The sequence below is a fragment of the Ruminococcus sp. BSD2780120874_150323_B10 genome (assembly GCF_015553695.1).
Classification (GTDB): domain Bacteria; phylum Bacillota; class Clostridia; order Oscillospirales; family Acutalibacteraceae; genus Ruminococcoides; species Ruminococcoides intestinale_A.
Window position 1 is genome coordinate 1 of record NZ_JADNHD010000012.1, and the last position, 26,495, is coordinate 26,495.

The following is a 26,495-nucleotide window of genomic DNA, read 5'->3' on the forward strand; positions in this document are numbered from 1 at the left end:
TTCCATTTATGTAGTCCATTACTACCTTCTTCTTGAATTCATAACTGTATTTTGACATAAAAATACCGACCTCCAAAATTAGATTTTTTAGGTCTAACTTTTGGGGGTCGGGTCAAATTAACTCAAAGAGTGCATATTTTTTATTTGATTTTAGCTGAAAACATTATTGAAAAGCATTACAGAGATAATTCCGCAGGTTGAGCCGAGCAGCATACCGCAAACTACATCTGTAAGATAGTGAACTCTCAAGTAAATTCTTGAAAAGCCAATCATAAATGCCAAGAAAAGAATCGGCAGACAAGCCGCAGGCTGACATCTTAACAGCGCCGTTGTTGCAAACGCAAATGACGCCGTTGTATGACCTGACGGGAACGAATAAAACCTCGGTTTGTTTATAATCTGCTCCTCGTCCTCAAGCAGATGACAGGGGCGTGTCCTCTTTACAAGATGTTTAATAATGATTTCGCCCATAAGGTGAGCAAGGCAGAGGGCAAAAACAAAGTTAAAGCCTGTTTTTCTCCACTCCGGTACAACAAAGAACGGTATGCAGATCGCCCACCATACAAAGCCGGCATTTCCCAGTCTTGAAGAAGCTACCATAATTTTGGTTAAAGCAGGCTTGTGCATTCTGCTGATATTATATAGAACTTTGTTGTCAACTGTTTGAATCCGCCCGAACATAAAACAAAACTCCTAATCAACGCTGATACTGTTAAATTTCCAAAAGATGTTAATAATTTTAGCAAATAATTATTATACTTTGAACAATATCCTTACACATCTTTATTATAGCACAAGAATTTTGTTTTGAACAGAGCTTTTATAAAATTTATCTTAATTTTATGTTGATTAAATGAGCGACCGACGGGATACTTTCACCCTGTCCCGATGAGGTAGGACTCATCAACGCACCTGTTGCCATGAAAAGAATATTGTTATATTTTCCGCTGTTTACGGAATTTAAAATTTCCGAGCAAAATACCGAACCTGCACATCCGCAGCCGGAACCTCCTGCGTGAACATCCTGTCCCTCTAAATCAAAAATCATCATACCGCAGTCATAATGCTTTGGTTCAAGATCGATGTTTTCAAGGCTAAGCAAATCATAGAGCGACCTGCTGCCGACCAAGCCCAAGTCCCCCGTAAAAACAGCGTCATAATCGGACGGCTTTGTATTTGTGTCGGCAAAGTAATCGATGAATGTCTGTGCTGCGGCAGGCGCCATAGCTGCTCCCATATTATTAGCGTCGGTTACGCCGAGGTCAACTATTTTTCCGGCCGTTGCCCGAGCTATGCAAGCGCCCTTTTTAGCGTTGCTTACAATGCAACATCCCGAACCTGTAACCGTCCACTGTGCGGTCGGTGTGCGAACTCCGCCGTATTCGAGAGGAAAACGGTACTGCCTTTCCGCAGAGGCAAAGTGAGAAGAGGTAACGCACGCAGCGGTGTTTGCCGCATTGCTCTCAACAAATACAGCCGTCATAAGCAAGCCTTGAGCCATTGTGGAACAGGCTCCGTACTGCCCGAGGTAAGCAATATTGAAATCACGCAGACCGAAGCTTGACGATATACATTGGTTGAGCAAATCTCCTGCAAAAATGTAGTCGATGTCCTCTGCTTTAACACCGGCTTTCTGCATTGCGGTTTCTACAGCGGTAAATTGCAGTGTGCTTTCCGCCTGTTCATAGGTGTTCTTACCGTTATAGCTGTCATAAATAATCTTGTCAAAGCCTTTGCCGAGAGGACCTTCGCTCTCTTTCTTTCCCGCAACCGAGGCGTAACCGATTATTGACGGCATTTCTTCAAAGCCGAGCGTGTGACCTCCGATTCTTCGTATCATAAAAAAACTCCCTTCTGCACTATTATCTGCAAAAGGGAGTTTAATTATTATAAATAATTGGCGTGGTGAGTAAAATCAATAACCCCAACGGTCAAAGAATCTTACATCTTCGTATGTGAGAATGTAATTCTGACTTTCGTGAAATTCGCTTGCAACAAGGAGAGGGTTATACATATAAAGTATTCTGTGCTGAACGGCATCGTGGTTTTCGTCAAAAATATATCTTACAGCCTGTTTGCAATTGTCGTTTGCGGGAATGTCCGTACTGCCTGTGTAGTGATAATCTCTGATGATTGCATCAACGCTTGTAAATCCGTCAAAGCACATTGCGTCTTTTACAGACTGTGCGATAAGTGATGCACCGACAAATCCGCCCGAGCCAAACTCGCCCATACAAAGTCTTTCAAGCAAATCCCTGTCGTGATCCGAAAGTGTAACCTGACCGCTCTTGTATGTTTTGTCCGGATTGTCAATAGCTACAAGATAGCCTGCGTTCCACTGCTCGTTGTAATCGGCAGGTTCTGCGGCAGGAATTGCTGTGGCAAATTGTACCGTAGGTGCTTGCGTTGTGGCAACCGTAGACGCTTTGGCAGTCGTTGGCTTTACAGTTGTAGGAGCGGTTGACGGTTTTACCGTTGTTGCCTGTGTTGAAGCCGGTTTAGTCGGCTTTGTTGCAGCAGCCTCCGTAGGTTCGCTTGCTGCGGTGTCTGCTGTGGCGATTTTTGTTATATTAGGATTAACACGGCTTTTGTACGCTGTGTCAGAAGTAGATACGGCGGGTTTCTTTGTCTGCGGTGTGAGAGCTGAAATTACAGAGTGACCTAAAAGTGCAAGTATCAGCACGCCCAGAATAACAGTGAGTACGGTGTTTAACTTATTGTCGAAAAATTTTTTCATCCTCATCAGCCTTTTTATTATATTTTTTACAATATGCGTATTTACACGCTCATACTAAAAATTATAGCATAATTTATTGATTATTTCAACTATATTTTATACTTATGTTAAAATTGCAATACTTTTAAAATTATCAGTGAAAATTTTTGATATGACAGAGTAAATTCTGACTATTGCTTTGCTTTGCACAGGTGCTTTTTTGTTGAGTATGCCACACATATATCCAAAATATACAAATTAAAAGCAGGATAAAATTTGTAAAAAATGCTTGAAAAATGCGATATTTCGCATTATAATAAATGTGTATGAGTGTAGAGGCTCAACAATAATCGAAAGGAGAAGTACACATGATTTATTCAAATGAAGTAGAAAAGATGTGCACTGTCGCAAAAGGTCCAAAACACGGTCCTGCACCTATTCCTGAAGAGGGTAAATGGGTAAAATCCTATGATATTAAGGATATTTCAGGTCTTTCACACGGTATTGGCTGGTGCGCACCTCAGCAGGGTGCTTGCAAGCTCACACTTAATGTTAAAGACGGTATCGTAGAAGAGGCTCTTGTAGAAACAATCGGTTGTTCAGGTATGACTCACTCAGCTGCTATGGCTGCTGAAATTCTCCCTAACAAGACATTACTCGAGTGCCTTAATACTGACCTTGTTTGTGATGCTATCAACACAGCTATGAAAAACATTTTTGAGCAGCTCGTTTACGGCAGAAGCCAGACAGCTTTCTCAGAGGGTGGTCTTCCAATCGGCGCAGGTCTTGAGGACCTCGGTAAGGGACTCCGTTCACAGGTTGGTACAATGTACAGCACAAACGCTAAGGGCGTTCGTTATATGGAAATGGCCGAGGGCTATGTACTCAAGACAGCTCTTGACGAGAATGACGAGGTTTGTGGCTATCAGTTCGTAAAGCTTGGCAAGATGCTTGAGGACATTCGTCACGGTGTAGAGCCAAACGAAGCTTACAAAAACAACATCGGTCAGTACGGTCGTTTTGATAATGCGGCTAAGTACATTGACCCTCGTGAAGAATAATTCGGTAGGAGGACACTATAATGGCAGTTACATTTGAAAGTATGGAAAGAAGAATGCCTAAAATTGAGAAGTGCCTTGCCGAATACGGTATTGCAAGTCTTGAAGAGGCAAGAGAGCTTTGCAACAGCAAGGGTTTTGACGCTTATGACATCGTTAAGGGCGTTCAGCCAATCGCATTTGAGAATGCAGGTTGGGCTTACACACTTGGTTGTGCGGTAGCTATTAAGAAGGGCGTAAAGACAGCTGCAGAGGCTGCAGAGTGCATCGGTATCGGTCTTGAGGCTTTCTGTATCCCAGGTTCGGTTGCAGAGCAGAGAAATGTTGGTCGCGGTCACGGTAACCTCGGCGCAATGCTCCTGAGAGATGAAACAAAGTGTTTTGCATTCCTCGCAGGTCACGAGAGTTTTGCTGCCGCTGAAGGCGCAATCGGTATCGCTCGTAACGCTAACAAGGCAAGAAAAGAGCCGCTTAAGGTTATTCTTAACGGTCTTGGTAAGGATGCTGCTTACATCATTTCAAGAATCAACGGCTTTACATATGTAAAGACACAGTTTGATTACTTCACATCAGAGCTCAAGATCGTTGAAGAGAGAGCTTTCTCAGACGGTGAAAGAGCTGCTGTTCGTTGCTACGGCGCAGACGATGTTCGTGAAGGTGTAGCTATTATGCAGCACGAAAATGTTGGTGTATCTATCACAGGTAACTCAACTAACCCAACTCGTTTCCAGCACCTTGTTGCAGGTACATATAAGAAGTGGGCTATTGAGAACGGCGTTAAGTATTTCTCAGTTGCTTCAGGCGGCGGTACAGGCCGTACACTTCACCCTGATAACATGGGCGCAGGTCCTGCTTCATACGGTCTTACAGACTCAATGGGCAGAATGCACGGTGACGCTCAGTTTGCAGGTTCATCTTCAGTTCCTGCTCATGTTGAGATGATGGGTCTTATCGGCATGGGTAACAACCCAATGGTAGGCGCTACAGTTGCATGTGCAGTTGCAGTTTACGAGGGATTAAATAAATAATAAACCTTTCGGTTAATGCAATTAGGGAGGTCGCAGAGTTTTTTCTGTGACCTCTCGTTTTGAGTTCGGATTTATACAAAGTATATAACAAGGGGTTATAATATGAGTAATTGGAACACATTTTTAAAGTCTGTACCTGCCGGCGTGATGATTGGATTGGGTGTTACAGCATTTATTTCATCTGAAAATAAAGTATTCGGTTCAATTTTGTTCTGCCTGGGACTTTTTGGTATATGTGCTTTTGGGTTTAATCTTTTTACAGGCAAAATCGGCTATGTTATTCCTACAAAAAATAATCCGAATTGCCTTATGATTTGGCTCGGTAACCTTGTCGGTTGTCTTATAACAACAGTTCCGCTGAGGTTTGCAAATCCTAAATATAACGAGGCAGCTGTTGTTCTTGCTGAAAATAAACTTTCGCAGAATTTTTTGCAGACATTTATTCTCGGTATTTTTTGCGGTATGATTATGTATATTGTTGTAGAAAATTACAGCGCAAACAGCAGTCCGCTCGGCAAATATCTCGGTATTTTCCTCGGTATTCCCGCTTTTATATTTGCAGGCTTTGAACACAGTATTGCAGATATTTGTTATTTTTCTTATGCAGCGTCATCACTTGAACAGGTTGCGAAAATGTTTGTTTACATATTAATAGTATCTGTCGCAAACGGCGTAGGCTCTATAATTTTCAGAGCATTTACTGTAATGTATAAGGAAAAAGTTAAAAAGTAAATTTGAATATAACATTTATATGTAAAAATATTCGGTCGGTAATTGTTGAAATTGCCGACCTTTTGCATTTTTATTAAAAAGGTATTGATTTTGTTGAAAATTTATGCTATACTTACAAAGTAATTGCAAGCCAGTTAAGCGTGCAAGTAAGTGAGCGGCAGGCCCTGTACGATTGGGGTCTGTGAATCATGTCAGGCGGGGAACCGAGCAGCATTAAGCAGTATTGCCGATGCGATGCAGTAAGTCTGTCGTTCACTTATTTGCATGATGCCGTATAATATTCGGCTGACGGCTTGCATTTTTTATTGAAGAGAGGTGTTTTGTATGTACCGTGTGCTTTACCGCAAGTGGCGACCTGCCGTGTTTACCGATGTTTCGGGACAGGAGCATATTACCTCGACTTTGCAAAACGAGGTTTCGTCCGGCAGACTTAACCACGCTTACCTCTTTACAGGCTCACGAGGAACAGGCAAAACCACCTGCGCAAAAATTCTTGCCAAGGCTGTAAACTGTCTTAATCCGCAAAACGGCAATCCTTGCGGCGAATGTGAAATCTGCAAGGGCATTGATGACGGAAGTATTCTTGATATTGTCGAGATGGACGCCGCATCTAACCGTAAAATTGATGATATTCGTCAGATAATTGACGAGGTACAGTTTAAGCCCGCAAAGTGCAAATACAGGGTGTATATTGTCGATGAGGTACATATGCTTACCACAGAGGCTTTTAACGCTCTTCTTAAAACGCTTGAAGAACCGCCCGAGCATGTAATTTTTATACTTGCCACTACCGAGGTTCACAAGCTGCCGCAGACAATCCGTTCAAGATGTCAGCGATTTGATTTTCACAGAATACCGCCTAAGGCGATAGCAGACAGAGTAGAGTATGTGGTTTCGCAGGAAAATGCAGAGATTACCGAGTCGGCGGCGCTTATGCTTGCATCTGTTGCAGACGGCGCACTTCGTGACGCACTTTCGCTTTTGGACAGTTGTCTTGCCGTAAGTTCTCATATTGATGAGGAAGTAGTCCGCAATGCAGCGGGACTTGTAAGCAAAACATATCTTTTTGAACTTGCAACGGCTATAATTAACAAGAATCCCACAAGGTCGCTTGAGATAATAGACAGGCTGTATTCCGAGTCAAAGGATATGGCAAGGCTTTGTGATGAACTTGTTGAACATTTCAGAGCATTGATGCTTATTAAAACAATCAAAAATCCGAGAGATATTCTGATAATGTCGGACGATGAGTTTGAGCAGGCGGTTACGCAGTCGGATTATCTTTCGCTTGCAGATATAGTTTTCTATATGGATGTGCTTTCAAGGGCATATCAGCGAATGGGCAGGGGAACAGGCGACAGAACAGAGCTTGAGATGGCTCTTGTAAAGCTGTCGGCAACCGAACTTGACGGCACGGTAGAGGCATTGACCGCAAGAGTTACTGCACTTGAAAAAGCGGTAAAGCGTGGAATTACCGTAAATTACGCACAGCCTGCACAGCAGAGTGTACAGGCGGAAGCTGCGCAATCGGCAAGTGTACCGAATACACAGACCGAAGTTGAAGAACCGTTTGCAAAACCCGAACCGGAGCACAAGAAAGCACCTGTTGCAAAGCCTGCACCGGAGGTTAAGCCTGTTGCACAGAGAGCAAGCGTAAACCTTGACGAACTTTACGATAATGCAGTGCCTTTTGCAAGATGGGTAGAAGTAGTTGACAGCCTGAAATCGGTTTCAAGGTCAATAGCGGCTGCCTTTGCAGGTTCGACAGCTTACGAAAGCGGAAATTACCTTTTGATTGACACAAACAATGAGCTTGCGTTTGATTTGTTAAGACAAAACGGCAGAAGAGCAGAAATAAAGCAGACTTTACTTGAATTGACAGGCAAAAATTACAGCCTCGGACCTTATAAAAGGTCAACACCTAAAAAAGTTGAAAAAACAGACCCGCTCAACTCTCTTGTGCAAAGCCTTGAGGGCAGCGGAGTAGAAATAACACAAGAATAAATATGTAATTGAAAGGATGTTTTTAATATGAAAGCAAGATTACCAAAGGGCTACGGCAACGGTGGCGCAAACAACATTCAGCAGCTCGCTCGTCAGGCTCAAAAGTTACAGGACGATATGGAGCAGGCTTCACAGGAGCTTGAGGCAAAAGAATACACAGCTACATCAGGCGGCGGCGCAGTAAGCGTAACATTAACAGGTAAGATGGAACTCACAAAGATTGATATTTCTCCTGATGTTGTTGACGCCGAAGATGTAGAGATGCTTTCCGACCTTATTATTGCAGCTACAAACGAGGCTTTAAGAGCTGCTCGTAAGGAAAAGGAAGACACAATGGAAACTATTTCAGGCGGACTTAACATTCCGGGAATGTTTTAATAATGTCTAATTATAATGTTGCTCCCCTAGAAGTGTTGGTGGAGCAGTTTGAAAGAATGCCCGGTATCGGTCACAAAACAGCGCAAAGACTTGCATATTATGTGCTTAACCTGTCAAAAACAGACGCAGAGGCACTTGCAAAGGCTGTGACTGATGCTCACACAAAAATCCATTATTGCGCAGAGTGCTGTAATCTTACGGATAAAGAACTTTGTCCCGTATGTGCAAATCCCGCAAGAGATAAGTCGGTTATTTGTGTGGTTGAAACTCCCCGTGACGCCTCAGCAATCGAAAAAACACACGAGTACAACGGTGTGTATCATATTTTGCACGGCTCAATTTCTCCGCTTAACGGAATCGGCCCCGATAACATTACCATAAAACAGCTTTTGGCAAGGTTTAACGGAGATGATGTTAAAGAGGTTATTATGGCAACAAACCCGACCGTAGAGGGTGACGCAACAGCTTTATATATTTCAAAGCTGTTAAAACCGCTCGGAGTTAAGGTTACAAGACTTGCTTACGGTATCCCCGTCGGAGGAGATCTTGAGTATGCCGATGAATACACACTTGCAAAGGCTCTTGAAGGCAGGAGTGAAATATAATGGCTTCATTAAAAACAGTAGCGCAGAACAAAAAGGCACATCACGATTATTTTGTTGAAGAATCTTTTGAGGCAGGCATTGAGCTTTGCGGAACAGAGGTAAAATCAATCCGTGCAGGCAGAGTAAACCTTAAGGACAGTTGGTGCTCTATAGTTGAGGGCGAAATTTTCATAAACGGAATGCATATTTCTCCCTATGACCACGGCAATATTTTTAATCGTGACCCAATGCGTGTGCGCAAACTGCTTATGCACAAAAAAGAAATCAACCGCCTCTTTGGTATTATAAAACAGACGGGCTATTCGCTTATACCGATAAGTCTTTATTTTAAAGACAGCAAGGTTAAAGTGCAGGTGGGTCTGTGCAAAGGTAAAAAACTTTACGATAAGAGAGAGGATATGGCAAAACGCTCTGCAAAACGAGATATGGAGCGTGCCATTAAGGAGCAAAACAGATTTTAAATTAAACAGGCAAAAACAAGCAAAAAGCGTGTAACAGTATAACTTTTCGCAATCAAAATTATAAAAGTTCGGTCAGAGAATGTCGTAAAAATGTGATAACCTCTGACCTGATTTTTTATTAAGGTTTAGTAAAGTGATAATCGAGTGACAACACTTGAAAACCACTAAACTATCCGTTGCGGTTATAAAAGTTTGGTCAACCTTTTCAAAGGTTGTGGGCAAAGCCCACAAATATTTTCCGCTTACGCAATCTAACGATAGCCAAACAGCCACGCTGTTTGCGGCAAGCCTTTAAAAAGTCTTGCCCTAAATTTTAAAATTATTAAATCTTAACAGTGCAAATCATAATTTAATCATAATTTTAAATAAAATCCGTTAAACACAAAATACCGTTGCGCTTTGGCTGCGGAGGTATTTATTTTTTTGCTGTTAATTTGTATAAAAATGGCGTAAAAGATTGACTTTTTGTATTATTTGAATTAAAATTATATAATAGCTTAGTGTGGAAAAAACAGCACTGCTTTGCGGTGCGAAAGGAAAATTATATGAAAATCAAGAGCTTGTTTGTCGGTGATACCGACAATACTTTTATTCAGTTTTTCAGGTATTGCTTTGTAGGCGGTTTTGCCTTTGTTGTTGATTTTGGCGTAATGACGCTTTTAACAGAGGTTTTCTCGGTTTATCCCGTGGTTTCGTCAACCGTTTCTTTTGTTGCGGGTTTGTTGGTAAATTACCTGCTCAGTACATTTTGGATATTTAAAAATTCAAAAATAAAAAACAGATTTGCGGAATTTCTTGCCTTTGCACTTATCGGTGTAATCGGTCTCGGAATTAATGCCGCAATTATCTGGCTTTTCCAAAATCCGCTTGCGACAGGTCTTGTGTTTGGCGGCGAATCTGCTGTGGTAAACGGCGAAACAAAGTATTTCTGGCTTTGGGGTATTCAGTATTACCACATCGGCAAGATAGTTTCTACTGTAGTTGTATTTTTATGGAACTTCTGCGGCAGAAAATTTATTTTATTTGATAAAAGCAAAAAATAATTTTGTTACAGATAGAGAGGAAATATAATGAAAAAAGTAATTATTATCGGAGCGGGTCCTGCCGGTATCACAGCGGCAAACGAGCTTTTAAAGGATACAAAAGGCGAATATGATGTTACAATTCTTGAGGAAACAGAGCGTATAGGCGGTATTTCTCAAACGGTACGCTACAACGGCAACCGTATGGACATCGGCGGTCACCGCTTTTTCTCAAAGAGCGACGAGGTAATGAATTGGTGGAGCGAGCTTATGCCTGTACAGGGCAAGCCGTCTTTTGACGATAAAATTCTCGGCAGAGAAAAGCCGCTGGTTGAAAACGGCCCTGACCCTGAAAAGGACGACAAGGTTATTCTTGTGCGTGACAGAGTTTCAAGAATTTACTATAACAAGCACTTCTTTGATTACCCCGTTACAATGTCGGCGGCAACAATTAAAAATATGGGCTTTCTCACCACAATGAAAGCAGGTTTCAGCTATCTTAAATCCGTAATGTTCAAAAAGCCCGAAGATTCTCTTGAGAATTTCTACATTAACCGTTTCGGTAAGGTGCTTTATTCAATGTTCTTTGAGGGCTATACAGAAAAGCTGTGGGGCAGACATCCGAGCGAAATTTCAGCCGATTGGGGTTCACAGCGTGTAAAGGGACTTTCAATCAGAGCCGTATTAAAGGATATGTTCTCAAAGGCATTCGGCGGCAAAAAATCATCAAAAGAGGTGGAAACCTCGCTTATTGAGCAGTTCTGGTACCCAAAGTACGGTCCGGGACAGCTTTGGGAGATTGCTACTGACAGAGCGATTGAAAGAGGCGCAAAACTTCTTAAAAATCACAGTGTAAAGAATATTGTATGCAAAGACGGCAAGATTACAGCCGTTATTTGCAATACTCCCGAAGGCGAAAAGACTATTGAGGGCGATATTTTTGTATCGTCAATGCCTGTTAAAGACCTTGTTGCAGGTATGACAGGCGATGAGCCTTCAAAGGAGATTAAGTATATTGCAGAGAATCTTCCTTACAGAGATTTTGTTACGGTCGGACTTCTTGTTAATAAACTTAACCTTAAGAATGAAACCAAGATGAAAACTCTTAACAATATCGTACCCGATTGTTGGATTTATGTTCAGGAAACCAGCGTAAAACTCGGCAGAATTCAGATTTTCAACAACTGGTCGCCGTATATGGTGGAAGACCCGGAAAATACAGTATGGATCGGACTTGAATATTTCTGCTCCGAGGGTGACGATTTCTGGAATTTAAGCGATGAAGAGTGCATTAAGCTTGCTACAAAAGAACTTGAATCAATGGGCGTTATCAGTTCAAGCGAAGTTCTCGACTCTCACCGTGAGAAAATCAAAAAGGCTTATCCCGCTTATTTTGATACTTATGCTCAAATGGACGAGCTTATCAAGTATCTTGATACATACACAAACCTTTACTGCGTCGGCAGAAACGGTCAGCATCGTTACAATAATATGGACCACTCTATGCTTACCGCTATCCGTGCCGCAGAAGCTATAAAGGCAGGCAAAACAGACAAGGGCACAATTTGGAATGTAAATACCGAAAAAGAATACCACGAAACAAAGTAATCGGTTTTGGAGGTAATCTAATGGAATTTAAACCTAACCATTTGGTGCAGAATGAGCACAGCCTTGTACAAAGGGAAAATCATCCTTGCAACGGTTTTATAAAATTTGTAACTTCACATCCGTACATTGCGGTTGCAATATTGTGCCTTGCAAGCACGGTTATTACAACGAGCACATCATTCGGAAGTCTTTTGCCGATATTTGCGATTGTTCCTATGCTCATTGTATTATTTGCGGGAGTTCCTGTCGGAATTTATTTCAGTTCAAAAAACACAACCGATGACGACAGCAGAAAAAAGATGGCTTTGTTTATGTCTGTCGCCTCATTTGCAGGTGCGATAGGGCTGTTTTTAATAATACTTATGAAAGGTTCAACGGCTTTTCATATTCTGAATTACGGTTTGCTTGTGTCGGCGCTTGTGCTTATTTACCTTGCCTGTACAGACAGACTGACGGATAAGGCTTTTGTGGTTGTAATTTTTGCACTCGGTTTTGTGTTAAGGCTTGCCTATGTGCTTTATACCGATATTTCGGTAAGACAACACGATGTCGGAAATTTCGATATGGAAATAGGTCATTGCGGATATATAAGATATTTTTACGAAAACCTTAATCTGCCTGATTTTGATGTAAGAAATTACTGGCAGTTCTATCATCCTCCGTTCCACCATATCATAGCGGCATTATGGATGCGTTTGCAGACATTTTTAGGTATAGATTACTATGCTGCGGGCGAAAATGTGCAGATTCTCACACTTTTCTATTCATCAATCTGTATGGTTCTTTCATATAAGATTTTCAGACAATTGGGTTTGAAAGGCAGAGGTCTTGTATGTGCAGTCGCAATAGTGGCTTTCTGTCCCACTTTCTACATAATGGCAGGCAGCGTAAACAACGATATTCTTTCGATTGCCTTTATGCTTGCGGCTGTTTTAAATACGCTTTATTGGTATAAAAATCCGACTTTCCCGAGAATTATGGCAATTTCTCTTTGTGTTGGCTTGGGAATGATGACAAAGCTTTCCGTATGGATGGTATCACCTGCAATTGCGTTTGTATTTTTATATGTTTTCTTTAAGAATTTAAAGGACTTTAAAAAGTACCTCGTTCAATTTCTGTGCTTTGGCGTTGTGTGTGCGCCTCTTGCACTGTGGTGGCAGGTAAGAAATCTTTTGAAATTCGGAGTGCCGCTTACCTATGTGCCGGCACTTTCAATTACAAGCGACCAGTATATCGGAAATTTGCCGTATGCAAAAAGACTGTTTGACTTCGGTTTAAATCAGTATGCAAATGTAGGCGATCAGTTTGTCACCTACGGTGCGTCATATAACGAGTACAACCCGCTTGTGGCATTGTTTAAGACATCAATGTTTGACGAACTTATAAATACAAACAATTATCCGAAAATTGCAGGGTTTAACATTATTTTGTTCTGGTCTGCGGTTATTATCGGAATATTCGGATTTGCGGCAATGATTTATGCTTTTTGTAAAAGGAAAAATTCAGCCCTTAACAATGCACATAAAATATTTATTGCTTTGATATATGCAGTATTCTTTGTATCATATTATATTTTCTGTTTCCAATTCCCATTTGTATGTACAGAAAACATAAGATATGCAGTACCGCTTATAATACTCGGAGCATTCTTTACGGGACTTGCGGTGCAGTATTTAGGCAAAGCTTCAGACAAAAAATATAAATCTGTTGCAAGAGGTGCAATTTACACTCTTGTAACGGTATTCAGCGTTTCTTCTGTACTTGTTTATTATATAGTAGGAATGCCGTAACAGTATAAAAGCTCTCTTTTGAGGGCTTTTTTGTTTATCTGAAAATATAAGTGTAAAATAATGAAATTTCTGATAATTATTTATGCAGTTTAATGTAAAAATCTCAATATGATTCACTTGTTTTTACACGAATAAATGTTATAATATAATTATGATTGAAGGAGGATTGGCTTATGTACAGAAAAATTATGGAGTATTTAAAGAAATGGAAAGAAAGTAAGTATAGAAAACCGTTAATTTTGCAGGGGGCAAGACAGGTTGGAAAAACATATACAGTGCTTGAATTCGGCAGAGAATATTATGAAAATGTAGCATATTTTAATTTTGAAACTAATCCGTCATTAAATAAAACTTTTGATGAAAATATAACCCCCGATTATCTAATTCCTATTTTATCGCATATTGCGGGAGTAACAATTGTAAGTGAAAAAACTTTGATTGTATTTGACGAAATACAATTATGCGAAAGAGCACTGACTTCACTAAAATATTTTTGCGAAAATGCTCCTCAATATCATATAATTGTTGCAGGCAGTTTGCTTGGAGTAGCCGTCAATCGTTCAACTTTTTCTTTTCCTGTAGGCAAAGTGGATATCAAAACTATGTATCCTATGGATATTGAAGAATTTATGATAGCAATGGGCAACAAAGACCTGACGGAAATGATAAGAAAATCATTTGAAAGCAATGCACCTATGCCGGCGGCTTTGCATGATATATGTATGCAGTTATATCGTCAATATCTTGTAGTCGGCGGAATGCCTGAATGCGTTTCACTTTTTGCACAAACAAAAGATTATGTGCTTGTTCGACATAATCAAGACACAATTCTTGCAAGTTATCTTAATGATATGAGCAAATATAATAATCTCAATGAGATAAAAAAGACAAGGCTCGCCTATGATAATATTACCGTCCAACTTTCAAAAAAGAATACAAGATTTCAATATAAGCTAATAAAAAAAGGCGGAAGAGCATCTGAATTTGAAAATGCAATTGAATGGCTCAATCTTTCGGGCATAGTTTCACAGGTTTATAAAGCGGAACAAATAAAAAAGCCGCTTGAAAATTATCGTGATATTGATTCTTTTAAAATATATGTATCGGATTCGGGGCTTTTATGCGCAAAAAAATCTTTATCTGCTAACGATATACTTTATATGGTTGATGAAATTAATGAATTCAAAGGCGGAATGACAGAGAATTATGTTAATGTTCAGTTGACAATTAATGGACATAAGACATATTATTGGGAATCCGACAGGGGCGCTGAAATAGATTTTATAATACAGCGAGCTTCGGATATTATTCCTATAGAGGTAAAGTCTGCTGACAATACAAAAGCCAAGAGCCTTGGCATATATATGAAAAAATTCAATCCTAAATATGCAATAAAACTTTCTGCTAAGAATTTTGGATATGAAGATAATAAAAAAACAGTTCCTTTATATGCCGCCTTTTGTATTTAAGCGGTTGAATTTATAAAAATCAGATAATTTTCGGGCTTTTTGATTTGTAACGGATTTGTAACTTCAATAAACAGAGATTTTAACGAGTATGTATTGATTTTCATATTTAATTGGTGTATGATTAGTTAGAATTATAATTGACATATTTTGTCCAATTAATTTTATGAGGTAATAATATGAGGATAGTAATTGTCGGATGCGGTAAAGTCGGCACATCTATAGCGTCCCAGCTTAATGCGGAGGGGCACGACATTGTTGTAGTTGATATTGACCGCAACGCTGTGCAAAATCTTTCTAATTCCCTTGATGTTATGGGAATAGAGGGTAACGGTGCATCGTATGAGGTGCTTGCGGAGGCTGGGGCGGAAAAGGCTGACCTTGTTATTGCGGCGGCGGCTCTCGATGAAGTAAATCTTTATACCTGCCTTATGGCAAAAGCTGCGGGTACAACACACACTATTGCAAGAGTAAGAAATCCGCAATATGCGGCGGATATTCACCGTGTTAAAGATACTCTCGGTCTTTCAATGTCTATCAATCCGGAGCTTACGGCGGCAAAAGAAATGAGCAGACTTCTCAGATTTTCGGGTGCTCTTGAAATCGACACTTTTTCCAGAGGCTCGGTTGAACTTATAAAAGTCGCTCTTCCCGAGAATTCTTCAATAGCGAATAAAAAGATAAGCCAGATTGACATTTTAAAAGGTAAAGTCAGAATTTGCCTTGTCGAAAGAGGTGACGAGGTATTTATTCCTAACGGTGACTTTGTGCTGCTTGGTGGTGACAGAATTTCTGTTGCGTCAAAGGCCGATGTGGCGGCAAAATTCTTTAAGCGTATCAGCGTATCAATCGGTAAAAGCCGAGATGTGATTTTGCTTGGCGGAGGTAAGATTTCGTTCTATCTTGCCAAAAACCTTATTGCTTCGGGTGCAAGCGTAAAAATTATTGAAAAAAATTCTGATCGCTGTTGGGAACTTACAAACATACTTCCCGAGGCCGTTGTTATTCAAGGTGACTGTATGGATCAGGATCTTCTCTTAAGCGAAGGTGTTGAACACGCCGACGGTGTGGCTGCACTTATGGACTATGACGAGGAGAATATTCTCATTTCGCTGTATATTCAGAGTGTGTCAAAGGCAAAGATTATTACAAAGGTAAACAATACTTCTTTTGACTCAATTCTTCACAACTTAAAAATAAAAACAATTATTCACCCTAAAAATCTTACGGGCGAGTATATTGCAAGTTATATCCGTGCAATGCAGAATTCACTCGGCAGTAATGTAGAAACATTGTACAAACTCAATGATGACGCTGTAGAGGCGCTTGAATTCAGAGTGCGCAGTACATCAAGAGTAACGGGTATTCCTTTGCAGGAACTTAATTTAAAAGATAACTTGCAGGTTATCAGCATTAATCGTCACGGAAAAATTATACTTCCGCAAGGCAGCGATAAAATTATGTGTGACGATACCGTAGTTGTAATTACTAAGCATAAAGGCCTTAGCGACCTTGATGATATTTTAAAGCATTGAGGTTAAATAACTATGAATAAACGAAGTATTATTTATATTTTGGGTTGGGTGCTTATAGTTGATGCCGTTGCAATGCAGATAGGCACAATTACATCTTTAATTTACGGTGAAAAAGAGGCGTGGTATTTTGTGCTTACCGGTGTTGTAAGCGCAATACTCGGTGTACTTGCTATAAAGGTTAAAAAGCCTAAAAATATGGTGCTTTACCAAAAAGCAGGTTTTGCATCAACGGCGCTTAGTTGGATTTTGCTTTCGCTTGTAGGCTGTATGCCGTTTTGGCTTAGCGGAGAAATCCCGTCTTTTATAGATGCTTTTTACGAAACCGTATCGGGTATCACTACAACCGGCGCAACAATTCTCAATGATGTAGAGGCGCTTAGCAAAGGTATGCTTATGTGGAGAAGTTTTCTTCACTGGTTAGGCGGTATGGGCGTTATCGTCTTTTTGCTCGCCATAATTCCAAAGCTCGGCGGTCAGCAGAATATTTTTCTTATGAAAGCAGAAAGCCCCGGTCCTATCATAGGCAAGGCTGTACCTCGAATGAGAAATTATGCCACTATGCTCTACGGCATTTATATTACTCTTACCGCACTTGAGTTTATTTTGCTTTTGTTTGGCGGTCTTAATGTATTTGAGGCAATAAACACAAGTTTTTCAACTGCCGGTACAGGCGGATTCGGAATATATAACAGCAACGCAGCGGCTTTTGACAGCTATTATGTGCAGACTGTAATTGCCGTGTTTATGCTTTTGTTCGGCATAAATTTCTCGGTATATCTCTGTCTTATTGCAAGAAAATTCAAACAATCGCTCAAATTTGAGGAATTGTGGATATACCTTGGAATAGTGGCGGTTTCAACTGCAATTATTGCATTTAATATCAGCTCGATTTACAAGCCGTATGACGCTTTCCATCAGAGCTTTTTCTATGTATCATCAATTATTTCTACAACAGGTTTCGGACTTACCGATGTTAATAAATGGCCTGAACTTTCAAAAACGGTTATTATAATTCTTACATTTATCGGTGCTTCGGCGGGCAGTACGGGCGGCGGATTTAAAATTTCCCGTATTATCCTGCTTTTTAAGGAGGTAAGAAAGGAATTTTCTCTCCTTGTACACCCACGAAATGTTAAACTCGTAAAAATGGACGGCAAGGCAGTAAATCACGATATTATGCGTACCACTTCAATGTATTTGGTGCTTTATATAGGTGTGTTTGCCATTAGCTTTTTGCTTGTTTCCATAGACAATATGGACTTTACAACAAGTTTTACGGCGGTAGCGGCAAATCTTAACAATACGGGCCCGGGTCTTGGTGCGGTTGGCCCTGTAGGAAATTATGCCGATTTCAGCATTTTGTCAAAGATAGTATTTATTTTCGATATGCTGGCAGGCAGACTTGAGATTTACCCGCTCTTGCTCCTTTTTGCACCGTCTGCATGGAAAAAATCGTAATATTTAACCACCTCACAGCAAATAATAGTTGTGAGGTGATTTTTAATGTCAGAGGCAATAAACATGGCAGTTGAAAAAGCAGAGAAACCCAAAAGGATAAAATTCACCTTTTATCAAAAGATGTTTTTTCTGTATTTTCTAAATATAACGGATTGGATATGCACTGAGGCTTTGCTTGCAAGCGGATACTTTGCAGAGGCTAATCCTGTTATGCAGCCTGTTTTAAACAATTTTTGGCAGACAATTATAATCAAGGGAGTAATTCCCCTTGCGGTAATTCTGTTGAGCTGCTTGGTAAACAAATGGGCGAACGCAGGCGACAGTATTATAATAAACATAATGCTGTATGTAGGTATTTCTATATATATGCTCGTAAATCTTTGGCATATTTTCAATTTTGTATTGCTCTTTTTCATATTTTAATGTAAAATAATAGAGAATGAGTAAAGACGGAGGTGTTGTTTTTGCCCGCATTATCTGTAAGTAATCTTACAATGACATTTATAGAAAGAAATTTGTTTACCGATGTATCGTTTGAGGTAGAGTCAAGGGATAAAGTTGGCTTTATCGGTGCAAACGGCGTGGGCAAAACAACTCTCTTTAAAATATTGGACGGCGAAATTTCACCTACATCGGGCAATGTGGTTTTTGCCAAGGATACTGTTGTCGGCTATATGGAGCAGCATGCCTGCAATAATCCACGAATCAGCATTTATAACGAACTGCTGTCCGTGTTCGATTATTTGACCGATACAGAGCAGGAGATAGCCGAAGTAACAAATGCGATAGAAAATAAAGACGGCGACTTAAATGCGCTTGTAGAACGCCAGACAAGGCTTATTGACGAGTTTGAAAGACTTGGCGGACTTACATACAAAAGCCGCACACGCTCGGCTTTGCTCGGGCTCGGCTTTACAGAGGCGGAGCTTGATATGCCTGTCGGAAATTTAAGCGGCGGTCAGCGTTCAAAATTAAGCCTTGCAAAACTTTTGCTTTCAAAAAGCAACTTCCTTTTGCTTGACGAGCCTACAAACCACCTTGATATAAGCGCAGTAAATTGGCTTGAGAGCTTTTTGCGTGATTTTAAGGGCGCAATGATAATCATTAGCCATGACCGATATTTTCTTGATAATGTAACGAATAAGACGATTGAACTTGAGCACTGCAAAACAATGTGCTATAAAGGTTCGTACTCTGAATTTATCAAGAAAAAAGAGGCATATAACGAGTCTTTAAAGAATAAATATGAAAATGACTTAAACGAAATTAAGCGTATAGAGGGCATAGTAGAACAGCAGAAACGCTGGGGCAGAGAAAGAAACTTTATTACTGCCGCAAGCAAGCAAAAAGAGGCTGACCGCATAAAGGCACAGCTTGTTAAGCCTGAAAGCGAGCTTGATACCGTAAAAATGAGATTTACTCCGAAGATTGAAAGCGGCAATGATGTTCTTATGTGCAGTAATCTTTCAAAATCTTTCGGAGATAAAAAGCTGTTTTCTGATGTAAACATACATATCAGAAAGGGCGAGAAAGTATTTATTCTCGGCGGTAACGGCTGCGGAAAAACAACTCTGTTCAGAATTTTAATGGGAAAATGCCCGCAGGACAGCGGCGAGTACGAGTACGGTACAAATGTAACGGTAGGTTACTTTGACCAGTTACAGCAAAACCTTAACCTTGAAAATACCGCCGTAGATGAAATATGGGATACTTTTCCTCAGATGACTCAAACAGAGGTGCGAAGTGCGCTTGCATCATTCCTTTTCAGAGGTGACGAGGTATTTAAACCTCTTTCAAAAATGAGCGGCGGCGAAAGAGCGAGAATTTCGCTTGCAAAACTTATGCTTAAGGGCAGTAACTTCCTTTTGCTTGACGAGCCTACAAACCACCTTGATTCGGCATCAAGAGAAGAACTCGAAAAAACACTTGCCGACTATAGCGGTACTTTGCTCATAATCAGCCATGACCGTTATTTTATCAATAAGTTGGCAGATAGAGTGCTTGTGCTTGATAAGAACGGTATAACCGAATATCTCGGCAATTACGATTATTATGTTGAGCATATAAGAACCGAGCAGACAGAGGCTAAAGCAGAGGTTGCGGTAAAGAAAGAAAAACCGCAGAATGATTATTTCCTGCAAAAGCAAAGACAGAGCGAGGAGCGAAAAAGACAGACAAGACTTAAAAAGGCAGAAGAGGCTATTGAAAGACTTGACGTAGAGATTGCTCAAACTCAGGAGTTGCTTTCAAGCGAAGATGTGGCGGCAGATTACGAAAAGCTGATTGAACTTACCAAAAAGCTTGAGGATCTCCAAAAAGAGCAGGAAGAGCAGTACGCAATTTGGGAAGAACTTTCAGATTAATTAAATATAAAAAGCCGTATGAAAATACGGCTGAATATCCATCCGTGGCGCAATTGGATAACGCAACAGATTCCGATTCTGGAGAATGGGGGTTCAAATCCCTTCGGGTGGGCCAAAAAATAAAAAACATCCTTTGCGGTGTTTTTTATTTTTATATACAAAGAAAACAAAGGGATTTGAAGCCGACCGTTAAGAAAACAGTCCGGTGGACTGTTTTTAGGGAGGAGCGTTGATGATATTATAATTGAGAACAAGCCGTTATATACGAGGCAGAAAGTAAAAGAATAAGAAAGAGTACTTCGGGTGGGCCAAAAAATAAAAAACACCCTTTGAGGTGTTTTTTATTTTTATATACAAAGAAAACGAAGGGATTTGAAGCCGACCGTTAAGAAAACAGTCCGGTGGACTGTTTTTAGGGAGGAGCGTTGATGATATTATAATTGAGAACAAGCCGTTATATACGAGGCAGAAAGTAAAAGAATAAGAAAGAGTACTTCGGGTGGGCCAAAAAATAAAAAACACCCTTTGAGGTGTTTTTTATTTTTATATACAAAGAAAACGAAGGGATTTGAAGCCGACCGTTAAGAAAACAGTCCGGTGGACTGTTTTTAGGGAGGAGCGTTGATGATATTATAATTGAGAACAAGCCGTTATATACGAGGCAGAGAGTAAAAGAATAAGAAAGAGTACTTCGGGTGGGCCAAAAAATAAAAAACACCCTTTGCGGTGTTTTTTATTTTTATATACAAAGAAAACGAAAGGATTTAAGCCGCTTTTGTGGGGCTGAAGAACTTTTTTGAAATTTTTTAAAAAAGTTTGAAAAAAGTGTTGACATTTGGAACCTCGTATGGTATTATATATGAGCAGTCAACGAGAGATACAAAAACAAAACAAAATCTCTTGTGAAACAGCGAAAAACGCTGGTGTAGCTCAGTTGGTAGAGCAGCTGATTTGTAATCAGCAGGTCGGGGGTTCAAGTCCGTCCACCAGCTCCAAAAGAAGCCTACTGTTTAGGCAGTAGGCTTTACATATGGGAGAATTCCCGAGTGGCCAAAGGGGGCAGACTGTAAATCTGTTGTCACTGACTTCGGTGGTTCGAATCCACCTTCTCCCACCAAAATCCGTTCTCATTGAGGACGGATTTTTATTTTTGCCTGTATGTTGCTTATGCTTGCTTTGGTGGCGGCATCTTATTTTTCTGATATTACTTTAACCGTTGCAATGACGCCAAGCGACTTTGTATGGCAGGGGTTTATGCAAGGTAATAAAGATGGCTGTAAAGAATGGCCTATTGAGGGTGAATCTACATTATCGTGGCATGGAAAACCTCTTGGTTATATGCCTTTTGTGTATAAACACCCTGATTATTGGAAAGTGATAGAACAGGAAACAAAAGGAACAGGCAATATGCTGTGTTCAAGAAAACTTTTTGATGATTCCGAAAAAGCGTATAATCTCACCGAAAAAGAAATGATTAAGGTTGAAAATATTTGCGGAAAGTTATGTTTAATCGGCGCAGATGACGATACTTTATGGAATACGGGAAAGTATATAAGACGAATGGACGAGCGATTAAAGAAAACACCTCATAAGTGTGATTACGAGGTGCTTGTGTACAAATACGGCACTCATTTTGTGTTCCCTGAAACATTAATTAAATTACTTGTGCCGGGCTTTTCAAAATTTGTTATGAAATTTATTTTTAAATCAGCTAAAGAGCATGCCGATGAATGTCGGCAGACAAGAATTGATATTGATTTAAAATTAAGAAAGGTTATGCGTGAATGGAATAATATGTGATTCTAAAAATATTATCCAAATATTCAAAACAATATCAATAATTAAGACAGTAAACCGCCGCTCAGTAAAAATCTGAGCGGCGGTTTTAGGCTTTAGGTTAAATTATTTTAGCGGATTGATTTTATTCAAGGTTCCAAAAGTCATAATAAGCATTTTCTTTTGCTTCGGTTTGATCTATCGGAGAAGGTGTGGAAGTTGTAATTACATCTTCGTTATTTATTTCCTGGTATAATTATAAATGATATTATCAAAATCTGCAATTATTATAAATGAAAAAGCAAAATTTGACTTATTATTAACATCAGTTACATTTACAATTGCCGTTTGTAATGCTATACTGATTTTGTAATACGAAAGTATTATATTATGAAACGGAGATGGTGATGATGAAGACATTTAATTGGGCAACACTTGGTTGCGGTGTAATTGCAAACGAGCTTGCGCAAGCAATGCAGAGCCGTGGACAAAAGCTGTACTCTGTGGCAAACAGAACTCACGAAAAAGCGGTTGCTTTTGCCGAAAAGTACGGTATTGAAAAGGTTTATAACAGCATTGACGAGCTGTTTGAAGATGAAAATGTTGATATTATTTACATTTCTACACCGCATAATACACATATTTCTTATTTAAGAAAGGCGCTGAAAGCGAAAAAGCATGTGCTTTGCGAAAAATCAATAACGCTTAATTCGGAAGAACTTGAAGAGGCAATAAAACTTGCAAAGGAAAATAATGTTGTGCTTGCCGAGGCTATGACAATTTACCATATGCCGATTTATAAAGCGCTCAACGAAAAAATACAGTCGGGCGATTTGGGCGAGTTAAGACTTTTGCAGATGAATTTTGGCAGTTACAAAGAATATAATATGAAAAACAGATTTTTTAACAGAAATCTTGCGGGCGGTGCAATGCTTGATATTGGTGTATATGCGCTTTCTTTTGTAAGATGGTTTATGACCTCTTGCCCCAACGAAGTGCTCTCACAAGTCAAATATGCGCAAACGGGAGTTGATGAACAGGCAAGTATTCTTCTTAAAAACAAAGAGGAAGAGATGGCGTCTGTGATACTTTCACTGCACGCAAAACAGCCAAAGCGTGGCACAATTGCTTTTGACAAAGGATATGTTGAAATTTTTGAATATCCGAGAGGACAGAAAGCGGTTATAACATACACAGATGACGGACATACAGAAACTGTAAGTGAGGGCGAAACCAAGAATGCCCTGCTTTATGAAGTTGAAGATATGGAGCAAACGGTTGCAGGTAACGCTGACTTAATGCACCTTGATTTTACAAGAGATGTAATGAAAATTATGACCGATATTCGCAAAGAATGGGGAATGACCTACCCGGAAGAAGAGTAACGGTTATTCATTAACGGTTGAGTTATTATGATTTAGCAAATTGCTTTATCGAGCAATTATAAAAGGCTTGACCTGAATTTAAAAATTATTTCGCTTAATTTGTGCGAAAATCATAATTTCCCCCAACTTTTGATAAAGAATCTTTCTTATTTTTCGGATTTACCCCAACTATTGACATAGAGCCGAAAAATATAGGATTAATTATCGGTTTGCAAACGCTGCTTCAATGAAAAACGACTGCCCGCAGACAGTCGCTTTTTGTTATATATTCCAGAATCCGAGTAAGATTGCAAAGTAGTGAAAAACACTGCCTGCAATGGTGAAGAGATGCCATATTGAGTGAAAGTATTTTACCTTTTTTATTGCGTAAAATATAATTCCGAGTGTATAGAAAGCTCCGCCGATTATTAAAAATACAAGTGAAATACTCGGCATTGATGCAATAAGCGGTTTTATGGCAAAGATTATTACCCATCCCATTGCCACATAGCAGAAAATTGACGGTATTCGTGCTTTTTCAAGGTTAATTGAATTCATTACAATTCCGAATATTGCCGCACCCCACACTATTCCGAATAATATCCAACCTACTGCGCCTTGCAGATAGTAAAGAGTAATGGGTGTGTATGTTCCCGCAATCAGCAGAAAAATTGTATTGTGGTCCATTATTCTGAAAAAAGCCTTGGCTTTTTTGTTTGTAAACGAATGATAAAGAGTTGACATTGTGTAAAGAATAATCAGCGAAGCACCGTATATACACGAGCTGACAATTCCCCATACATCGGTGTGGATTACCGAGGCGACTATCATTACTGCTGTTCCGGCAACAGACAGGCAAGCGCCCACACCGTGCGATACAGAGTTAAAAATTTCTTCTCCGAGTGTGTATTTTCGTTTTTCAGACATTGTATGCCTCCAAGTATTGTTGAATTTTATTTTATTATACATTTTATATTGATTTTGTTCAATATCCTGAATAATGCAAATTGTAAAATCTAAAGCGTTTGCTATTGACTTTCGGCATAACAGATTTATTGATTTTTATAAAAATATTGAATTATGCAAGAATTGAATATATAATAAGGGTATAATGAAATTGGCGGTGAATTTATGGAAAAAATAAGATTTTTGGAATGCCTTTCAAAGCAATATCCGACCATAGACAGTGCTGCAACGGAAATTATTAATTTGCAGTCAATTTTAAATTTGCCAAAGGGTACAGAGCATTTTTTGTCTGATATTCACGGCGAATACAAAGCCTTTGCCCATGTACTGCGCAACGGGTCGGGCGCTGTGATGAAAAAGATTGACGATGTCTTCGGCGATACTCTTTTTGAAGACCAAAAAGAAGATTTGGCTTCACTCATTTATTATCCGTCAGAAAAATTACAGTATGTAAAAAATCAGGGCAGAGCCGACAGCAGTTGGTATCGCACCACCTTATACAGACTTGTGTCTGTGTGTCAGATTGTATCTTCAAAATACACACGCTCAAAGGTCAGAAAAGCTATGCCTGAAAATTTCAGATATGTTATTGAGGAGCTTATTACCGAGAAAAAAGAAGTTCTTAATAAAAAGGCTTATTATGATGAAATTATAAATACAATTATAGAGATAGGTTGTGCGGACGAGTTTATAGTTGAGATGTCAAATCTTATTCAAAGGCTTGTTATCGACCATCTGCATATTATCGGCGATATTTATGACAGAGGCTATGGCTCGCACTTTGTTATGGACAGCCTGCTCAATTATCACTCTCTTGATATTCAGTGGGGCAATCATGATGTGCTGTGGATGGGCGCTTTTGCAGGGCAGACCGCCTGCATTGCAAATATTGTGCGCACAAGCCTTTTGTACGATAATCTCTCTGTACTTGAAAACGGTTACGGAATCAGTATGATGCCGCTCGTGCTTTTTGCAATGGAAACCTATGCAGATGACCCCTGCGCTCAGTTTACAATTCGCAGTCGCCATGGCAGTGAAATGGATACTCAAACTGTGCTCGCAATGAAAATGCACAAGGCGATTACGATTATTCAGTTTAAACTTGAGGGACAGTTAATAGCAAAACATCCCGAGTATAATATGGATAACAGACGCTTGCTTGACAAAATTGACGCAGACAAAGGAACGGTTACAATTGACGGTAAGGAATATCCTATGCTTGACCGATATTTCCCGACAATTGATTTTAATAATCCTTATGAGCTTACAAGTGAAGAACAGTCGGTAATTGCAAAGCTATGCAATTCATTTGTGAACTGTTCAAAGCTGAAATCACATATTAATTTACTTTTGCAAAAAGGAAGTCTTTATAAGGTTTGCAATAATAATCTGCTTTTCCACGGTTGTATTCCGATGAATGAGGACGGCAGTTTCAGAAATATAAATCTTTTTGGTGAAGATTTATGCGGAAAAGAACTTTACGATGAACTTGAGCGCTGCGCCAGAAAAGCGTTTTTCTCCGTGAATGAAGAAGAAAAGCGAGTGGGCAGGGACATTTTGTGGTTCTTGTGGAACGGTGCGGATTCTCCGCTGTACGGCAGGGATAAAATGACTACATTTGAACGGTATTTTATCGCAGACGAGAGCACCCATAAAGAAATAAAAGATGTTTATTACAGACTATTTAATGATGAAGAGGTTGTAGACAGAATTTTTAAAATGTTCGGTATAAAGGGCGACAATGCTCATATTATAAACGGTCATGTGCCTATTCACCATACAGAGGGCGAAAGCCCCGTTAAATGTAACGGCAAGGTTATTATAATTGACGGCGGATTTTCTCAACCGTATCATAAAGTTACGGGTATTGCGGGTTATACGCTGATTTATAATTCATACGGTTTAATGCTGACCGCTCACGAGCCGTTTAAATCGGTTGATTATACAATCCGCAGCGGCAGAGATATGCAGACCAATCAGGTGGCAACTGAAGTAAGCCAAAAGCGAATACTTGTGGGGGACACCGACAACGGCAAAAAAATACGAGAGAACATAAAAGATTTAAAAGACCTAATAAAAGCCTATCGCAACGGTACACTAAGACAAAATCAGAAGAATTAAAATAAAGCCGAGCTCTTGATTGAGTTCGGCTTTGCTTATACAAA

General features: G+C 39.8%; 23 protein-coding genes, 3 tRNA genes and 1 other RNA gene. 23 read left to right on the forward strand and 4 right to left on the reverse strand.

The window, feature by feature from the left end; genetic code table 11:
• Nucleotides 1-150: 150 nt before the first annotated feature.
• The 3 genes from I2E21_RS08580 to I2E21_RS08590 all read right to left on the reverse strand — a co-directional run bounded on the left by I2E21_RS08580 (nt 151) and on the right by I2E21_RS08590 (nt 2,737).
• The gene (locus I2E21_RS08580; protein ID WP_022235203.1) at nt 151-681 is read right to left on the reverse strand and encodes a phosphatase PAP2 family protein; all 531 of its coding nucleotides are present in this window, start codon (nt 679-681) and stop codon (nt 151-153) included.
• A 148-nt stretch (nt 682-829) separates the two neighbouring features.
• Nucleotides 830-1,840 carry a stage V sporulation protein AD gene (locus I2E21_RS08585; RefSeq protein WP_022235204.1) on the reverse strand — a complete coding sequence of 337 codons (1,011 nt, stop codon included), beginning with the start codon at nt 1,838-1,840 and terminating at the stop codon, nt 830-832.
• 75 nt (nt 1,841-1,915) lie between these two features.
• Nucleotides 1,916-2,737, reverse strand: a complete 822-nt coding sequence (locus tag I2E21_RS08590) for a hypothetical protein (protein ID WP_022235205.1) — start codon at nt 2,735-2,737, stop codon at nt 1,916-1,918.
• A gap of 347 nt (nt 2,738-3,084) precedes the next feature.
• On the opposite strand from I2E21_RS08590, the gene I2E21_RS08595 reads away from it, so the two are divergent.
• The 22 genes from I2E21_RS08595 to I2E21_RS08700 all read left to right on the forward strand — a co-directional run bounded on the left by I2E21_RS08595 (nt 3,085) and on the right by I2E21_RS08700 (nt 23,385).
• Nucleotides 3,085-3,777 carry a hypothetical protein gene (locus I2E21_RS08595; protein WP_195411066.1) on the forward strand — a complete coding sequence of 231 codons (693 nt, stop codon included), beginning with the start codon at nt 3,085-3,087 and terminating at the stop codon, nt 3,775-3,777.
• A 20-nt stretch (nt 3,778-3,797) separates the two neighbouring features.
• Entirely contained in the window at nt 3,798-4,802 is a 1,005-nt protein-coding gene (locus I2E21_RS08600) for a GGGtGRT protein (RefSeq protein ID WP_022235207.1), read from the forward strand.
• Between the two features lie 102 nt (nt 4,803-4,904).
• The gene (locus I2E21_RS08605) at nt 4,905-5,534 is read left to right on the forward strand and encodes a formate/nitrite transporter family protein (protein WP_195411067.1); all 630 of its coding nucleotides are present in this window, start codon (nt 4,905-4,907) and stop codon (nt 5,532-5,534) included.
• Nucleotides 5,535-5,689: 155 nt separating this feature from the next.
• Nucleotides 5,690-5,788: signal recognition particle sRNA small type (gene ffs, locus I2E21_RS08610), an RNA gene on the forward strand.
• 70 nt (nt 5,789-5,858) lie between these two features.
• Nucleotides 5,859-7,538, forward strand: coding sequence for a DNA polymerase III subunit gamma/tau (gene dnaX / locus I2E21_RS08615; RefSeq protein WP_195411068.1), 1,680 nt, complete (start codon nt 5,859-5,861; stop codon nt 7,536-7,538).
• Nucleotides 7,539-7,565: 27 nt separating this feature from the next.
• Nucleotides 7,566-7,916, forward strand: a complete 351-nt coding sequence (locus I2E21_RS08620) for a YbaB/EbfC family nucleoid-associated protein (protein ID WP_022235210.1) — start codon at nt 7,566-7,568, stop codon at nt 7,914-7,916.
• 2 nt (nt 7,917-7,918) lie between these two features.
• On the forward strand, nt 7,919-8,521 hold the full coding sequence (recR, locus tag I2E21_RS08625) for a recombination mediator RecR (RefSeq protein WP_186935666.1): 603 nt from the start codon (nt 7,919-7,921) through the stop codon (nt 8,519-8,521).
• Complete coding sequence (smpB, locus tag I2E21_RS08630; protein WP_195411069.1) at nt 8,521-8,982, forward strand: SsrA-binding protein SmpB; 462 nt, start codon at nt 8,521-8,523, stop codon at nt 8,980-8,982. The genes recR and smpB overlap by 1 nt, the downstream gene beginning before the upstream one ends.
• Nucleotides 8,983-9,136: 154 nt before the next feature.
• On the forward strand, nt 9,137-9,277 hold the full coding sequence (locus I2E21_RS08635; RefSeq protein WP_195411070.1) for a hypothetical protein: 141 nt from the start codon (nt 9,137-9,139) through the stop codon (nt 9,275-9,277).
• A 250-nt stretch (nt 9,278-9,527) separates the two neighbouring features.
• Nucleotides 9,528-10,025 carry a GtrA family protein gene (locus I2E21_RS08640; protein WP_022235213.1) on the forward strand — a complete coding sequence of 166 codons (498 nt, stop codon included), beginning with the start codon at nt 9,528-9,530 and terminating at the stop codon, nt 10,023-10,025.
• Nucleotides 10,026-10,052: 27 nt separating this feature from the next.
• A complete protein-coding gene (locus I2E21_RS08645) occupies nt 10,053-11,612 on the forward strand; it encodes an NAD(P)/FAD-dependent oxidoreductase (RefSeq protein WP_195411071.1) in 1,560 nt (519 codons plus the stop codon).
• Nucleotides 11,613-11,632: 20 nt separating this feature from the next.
• Nucleotides 11,633-13,402, forward strand: a complete 1,770-nt coding sequence (locus I2E21_RS08650) for a glycosyltransferase family 39 protein (protein ID WP_195411072.1) — start codon at nt 11,633-11,635, stop codon at nt 13,400-13,402.
• A gap of 173 nt (nt 13,403-13,575) precedes the next feature.
• Entirely contained in the window at nt 13,576-14,871 is a 1,296-nt protein-coding gene (locus tag I2E21_RS08655; RefSeq protein WP_195411073.1) for an ATP-binding protein, read from the forward strand.
• Between the two features lie 176 nt (nt 14,872-15,047).
• A complete protein-coding gene (gene trkA, locus I2E21_RS08660; protein WP_178586518.1) occupies nt 15,048-16,403 on the forward strand; it encodes a Trk system potassium transporter TrkA in 1,356 nt (451 codons plus the stop codon).
• A gap of 12 nt (nt 16,404-16,415) precedes the next feature.
• Entirely contained in the window at nt 16,416-17,861 is a 1,446-nt protein-coding gene (locus I2E21_RS08665) for a TrkH family potassium uptake protein (protein WP_195411074.1), read from the forward strand.
• 63 nt (nt 17,862-17,924) lie between these two features.
• On the forward strand, nt 17,925-18,284 hold the full coding sequence (locus I2E21_RS08670) for a DUF5658 family protein (RefSeq protein ID WP_207735328.1): 360 nt from the start codon (nt 17,925-17,927) through the stop codon (nt 18,282-18,284).
• 41 nt (nt 18,285-18,325) lie between these two features.
• On the forward strand, nt 18,326-20,224 hold the full coding sequence (abc-f, locus tag I2E21_RS08675) for a ribosomal protection-like ABC-F family protein (RefSeq protein WP_195411076.1): 1,899 nt from the start codon (nt 18,326-18,328) through the stop codon (nt 20,222-20,224).
• Nucleotides 20,225-20,262: 38 nt separating this feature from the next.
• Nucleotides 20,263-20,339: transfer RNA gene (locus I2E21_RS08680), tRNA-Arg, on the forward strand.
• An 804-nt stretch (nt 20,340-21,143) separates the two neighbouring features.
• Nucleotides 21,144-21,219 (forward strand) — tRNA-Thr (locus I2E21_RS08685).
• A gap of 37 nt (nt 21,220-21,256) precedes the next feature.
• Nucleotides 21,257-21,341 (forward strand) — tRNA-Tyr (locus I2E21_RS08690).
• A gap of 50 nt (nt 21,342-21,391) precedes the next feature.
• Entirely contained in the window at nt 21,392-22,024 is a 633-nt protein-coding gene (locus tag I2E21_RS08695) for an acyl-CoA thioester hydrolase/BAAT C-terminal domain-containing protein (protein ID WP_279310061.1), read from the forward strand.
• Nucleotides 22,025-22,410: 386 nt separating this feature from the next.
• On the forward strand, nt 22,411-23,385 hold the full coding sequence (locus I2E21_RS08700; protein WP_195411114.1) for a Gfo/Idh/MocA family oxidoreductase: 975 nt from the start codon (nt 22,411-22,413) through the stop codon (nt 23,383-23,385).
• 261 nt (nt 23,386-23,646) lie between these two features.
• Here the strand turns inward: I2E21_RS08700 and I2E21_RS08705 are convergent, their stop codons facing one another.
• Nucleotides 23,647-24,291 (reverse strand): hemolysin III family protein, encoded by a 645-nt coding sequence (locus I2E21_RS08705; RefSeq protein WP_022235039.1) that lies wholly within the window; start codon nt 24,289-24,291, stop codon nt 23,647-23,649.
• Between the two features lie 204 nt (nt 24,292-24,495).
• On the opposite strand from I2E21_RS08705, the gene I2E21_RS08710 reads away from it, so the two are divergent.
• Nucleotides 24,496-26,451 (forward strand): fructose-bisphosphatase class III, encoded by a 1,956-nt coding sequence (locus I2E21_RS08710; protein ID WP_022235038.1) that lies wholly within the window; start codon nt 24,496-24,498, stop codon nt 26,449-26,451.
• The last annotated feature ends 44 nt before the right edge of the window (nt 26,452-26,495 follow it).

What these genes read in the sequence shown, in the direction of transcription:
- I2E21_RS08580 (WP_022235203.1), bottom strand. Translation starts at nt 681, where the DNA reads ATGTTCGGGCGGATTCAAACAGTTGACAACAAAGTTCTATATAATATC.
- I2E21_RS08585 (WP_022235204.1), bottom strand. Translation starts at nt 1,840, where the DNA reads ATGATACGAAGAATCGGAGGTCACACGCTCGGCTTTGAAGAAATGCCG.
- I2E21_RS08590 (WP_022235205.1), bottom strand. Translation starts at nt 2,737, where the DNA reads ATGAAAAAATTTTTCGACAATAAGTTAAACACCGTACTCACTGTTATT.
- I2E21_RS08595 (WP_195411066.1), top strand. Translation starts at nt 3,085, where the DNA reads ATGATTTATTCAAATGAAGTAGAAAAGATGTGCACTGTCGCAAAAGGT.
- I2E21_RS08600 (WP_022235207.1), top strand. Translation starts at nt 3,798, where the DNA reads ATGGCAGTTACATTTGAAAGTATGGAAAGAAGAATGCCTAAAATTGAG.
- I2E21_RS08605 (WP_195411067.1), top strand. Translation starts at nt 4,905, where the DNA reads ATGAGTAATTGGAACACATTTTTAAAGTCTGTACCTGCCGGCGTGATG.
- dnaX (WP_195411068.1), top strand. Translation starts at nt 5,859, where the DNA reads ATGTACCGTGTGCTTTACCGCAAGTGGCGACCTGCCGTGTTTACCGAT.
- I2E21_RS08620 (WP_022235210.1), top strand. Translation starts at nt 7,566, where the DNA reads ATGAAAGCAAGATTACCAAAGGGCTACGGCAACGGTGGCGCAAACAAC.
- recR (WP_186935666.1), top strand. Translation starts at nt 7,919, where the DNA reads ATGTCTAATTATAATGTTGCTCCCCTAGAAGTGTTGGTGGAGCAGTTT.
- smpB (WP_195411069.1), top strand. Translation starts at nt 8,521, where the DNA reads ATGGCTTCATTAAAAACAGTAGCGCAGAACAAAAAGGCACATCACGAT.
- I2E21_RS08640 (WP_022235213.1), top strand. Translation starts at nt 9,528, where the DNA reads ATGAAAATCAAGAGCTTGTTTGTCGGTGATACCGACAATACTTTTATT.
- I2E21_RS08645 (WP_195411071.1), top strand. Translation starts at nt 10,053, where the DNA reads ATGAAAAAAGTAATTATTATCGGAGCGGGTCCTGCCGGTATCACAGCG.
- I2E21_RS08650 (WP_195411072.1), top strand. Translation starts at nt 11,633, where the DNA reads ATGGAATTTAAACCTAACCATTTGGTGCAGAATGAGCACAGCCTTGTA.
- I2E21_RS08655 (WP_195411073.1), top strand. Translation starts at nt 13,576, where the DNA reads ATGTACAGAAAAATTATGGAGTATTTAAAGAAATGGAAAGAAAGTAAG.
- trkA (WP_178586518.1), top strand. Translation starts at nt 15,048, where the DNA reads ATGAGGATAGTAATTGTCGGATGCGGTAAAGTCGGCACATCTATAGCG.
- I2E21_RS08665 (WP_195411074.1), top strand. Translation starts at nt 16,416, where the DNA reads ATGAATAAACGAAGTATTATTTATATTTTGGGTTGGGTGCTTATAGTT.
- I2E21_RS08670 (WP_207735328.1), top strand. Translation starts at nt 17,925, where the DNA reads ATGGCAGTTGAAAAAGCAGAGAAACCCAAAAGGATAAAATTCACCTTT.
- I2E21_RS08695 (WP_279310061.1), top strand. Translation starts at nt 21,392, where the DNA reads ATGCTTGCTTTGGTGGCGGCATCTTATTTTTCTGATATTACTTTAACC.
- I2E21_RS08700 (WP_195411114.1), top strand. Translation starts at nt 22,411, where the DNA reads ATGAAGACATTTAATTGGGCAACACTTGGTTGCGGTGTAATTGCAAAC.
- I2E21_RS08705 (WP_022235039.1), bottom strand. Translation starts at nt 24,291, where the DNA reads ATGTCTGAAAAACGAAAATACACACTCGGAGAAGAAATTTTTAACTCT.
- I2E21_RS08710 (WP_022235038.1), top strand. Translation starts at nt 24,496, where the DNA reads ATGGAAAAAATAAGATTTTTGGAATGCCTTTCAAAGCAATATCCGACC.